The following is a 2,084-nucleotide window of genomic DNA, read 5'->3' on the forward strand; positions in this document are numbered from 1 at the left end:
GCCCTCTGGGCCGAGCCCGCCGCCACCTTGGGCACGATCCTGGGCAGCAGCGACACCGCGATCCGTCGCATGGCCCGGCTGCCCGTGGGCGGCCTCCAGGCGGTGGAGACCAACGACGGGCAACTCATCTTCATCTCCGACACCGGGCGCTATGTGGTCCGGGGCAAGGCCTACGACCTGTGGCACGGCGTGGCCTTGACCTCGCTCGCCCAGGCCGAGGATCTGGCCGGGCGCATCGACCTCAGACACCTGAAGCTCGACGTCGCCGACCTGGGTGCGCTCGACCTCGGCACGGGTCCGGATGTCGTGGCCTTCGTCGACCCGCAATGCCCCCACTGCGCCGCCTTCTTCAAGGATCTGGCGTCACTGGCGGACCGCTATCGGTTCCGGTTGATCCCCTTGCCCATCGCCGAGGACTCCCAGTCCGAGGTGTTGGCCTTGCACTGCCTGGCCACGACCGACCGCGCCGCCGCGCTCGCGGCACTGCTGGAACACCGCGCCGACGTGCCGTCGGCGACGGGTACCTGCGGACAGCAGACGGCCCAACGCACCCTGATCACGGCGCAGATGTTCGGCGTGAGAGGAACCCCCTTCGTGATCGCGCCCGACGGACGCATCCACCAGGGTCGGCCGGACGACCTCGCCGGGTGGCTCGCCGGCACCCAGACCGGAGCGCCCAAGTCAGGGGAGGGCGGGCAGTGAGGCGCGCCGGATGGTTCTGGCTGCTGGTCGCCGTGTCCCCGCTGGCGGCACTGCCGGGCTGCGCCAGCGATAACGCGCAATTCGCCTGTCCTGGTTTCCCCAGTCGGCCGCTGTGCCTGCCCACCTCGGAAATCTATCGCCTGACCGACGGGGCAGGCCCACCGCCCGCGTCGGAACGTCGCCCGAGCGTGACCACGACCACCAACAGCGGGAGTTTCCTATGAAACGAACCGGCATCTGCGTTGCGCTCACCCTGCTCGGCACCCTGGCCGGCTGCGCCACGTTCCAACACCCAGGCCCGATGGTCGCGGGACCGGATCAGCGTCCGGCGCAATTCGCACCCAAGCGGGTGTCGTCTACCACGATGGCCGTCTGGCTCGCGGCCTGGGAGGACGACAAGGGCGATCTACACGCGCCGGCGACGGTGTATGTCGAGGTGGACCCCACGCGCTGGAGCTACGCCGACCAGTCCACGACCTCGCGTTACACCGTGTTGCGCCCGCTGCAAGTGGAACAACGCCCGGCCGATGGAGGCGAGGGTCGTGGCGCTGCCCCCCAACCACCCACCCAGTTACCGGCTCCGCCTGGCGTCCGGCGCGGGGCCTAGTGAATCCCGGGGCTTGGCGCACTGCGCCGGGTCATCGGCAACCCGCCGGAACGCCGGCAGTCATCGTCCTGCGCGAGAAGGAAACCTTATGAAACCACAAGCACTCCAGCTGGGGCTGTCGCCCCGGCAACACACGACGCTGCTGGCCCTCGGCCTGCTGGCGTTGGTGGTCACCCTGATGCTGGTGTCCCACCCCAGCTTTGCCGGCACCGGGGGCGCCGAATTCAACCCGCTGTACACCAAGCTATCCGACTGGATGACCGGCTATCTGGGCCGCGTCGTGGCGGCGGTGTTCATCATCGTCGGGTTGGTGGCGGGGGTCGCCCGCGGGTCCGTGATGGGCTTCGTGTTCGGGGTCGCAGCCGGGACCGGCCTGTTCCTGGCGCCGAACGTCATCGACGCCACGGTGTCCGCCACCCTGCCGCTGATCTCGTAAGCCGGAGTCACTCGCATCAGCGGCCCGCGGGCCGGGCAGCGATGGGGAACCGTCACCAATCCCATGAGCCCACGGCCATGAAGTTAAGCCGTTCGTGGTGAGCTGTGAGCTGTGAGCTCGTCGAACAGTCGAACTGTCGAACCACGAGCGCTTTAACTTCAATAGCCTAAGGATTTTCCGTTCACCCTTCGACAAGCTCAGGGCGAACGGAAAACCCTCACCCCGCCCGTCATCCGTCTCAATCGCCGTCAGCCACCCCCAGCGGAGAACCTCTTGATCCCTCGCCAGTTTCGCGGTTCGCGTGCGGCCGAACTCTTTCCGGTGCTGGCCTATGAACCC

General features: G+C 68.1%; 4 protein-coding genes. All 4 read left to right on the forward strand.

Annotated elements, in window-relative coordinates; all coding sequences use genetic code 11:
- Positions 1–702: DsbC family protein (locus tag QZY44_RS04865; protein ID WP_295443015.1), on the forward strand; the 702-nt coding region annotated here is incomplete at its 5' end.
- Positions 699–926, forward strand: a complete 228-nt coding sequence (locus QZY44_RS04870; RefSeq protein ID WP_295443018.1) for a conjugal transfer protein TraV — start codon at positions 699–701, stop codon at positions 924–926. The genes QZY44_RS04865 and QZY44_RS04870, both read left to right, overlap by 4 nt.
- Positions 923–1,309, forward strand: coding sequence for a TraV family lipoprotein (locus QZY44_RS04875; RefSeq protein ID WP_295443021.1), 387 nt, complete (start codon positions 923–925; stop codon positions 1,307–1,309). The genes QZY44_RS04870 and QZY44_RS04875 overlap by 4 nt, the downstream gene beginning before the upstream one ends.
- Before the next feature lie 88 nt (positions 1,310–1,397).
- Positions 1,398–1,745, forward strand: coding sequence for a TraA family conjugative transfer protein (gene traA / locus QZY44_RS04880; RefSeq protein WP_295443024.1), 348 nt, complete (start codon positions 1,398–1,400; stop codon positions 1,743–1,745).
- Positions 1,746–2,084: the final 339 nt, after the last annotated feature.

It is taken from the genome of uncultured Thiodictyon sp. (assembly GCA_903837595.1).
In the GTDB taxonomy this organism is placed as follows: domain Bacteria; phylum Pseudomonadota; class Gammaproteobacteria; order Chromatiales; family Chromatiaceae; genus Thiodictyon.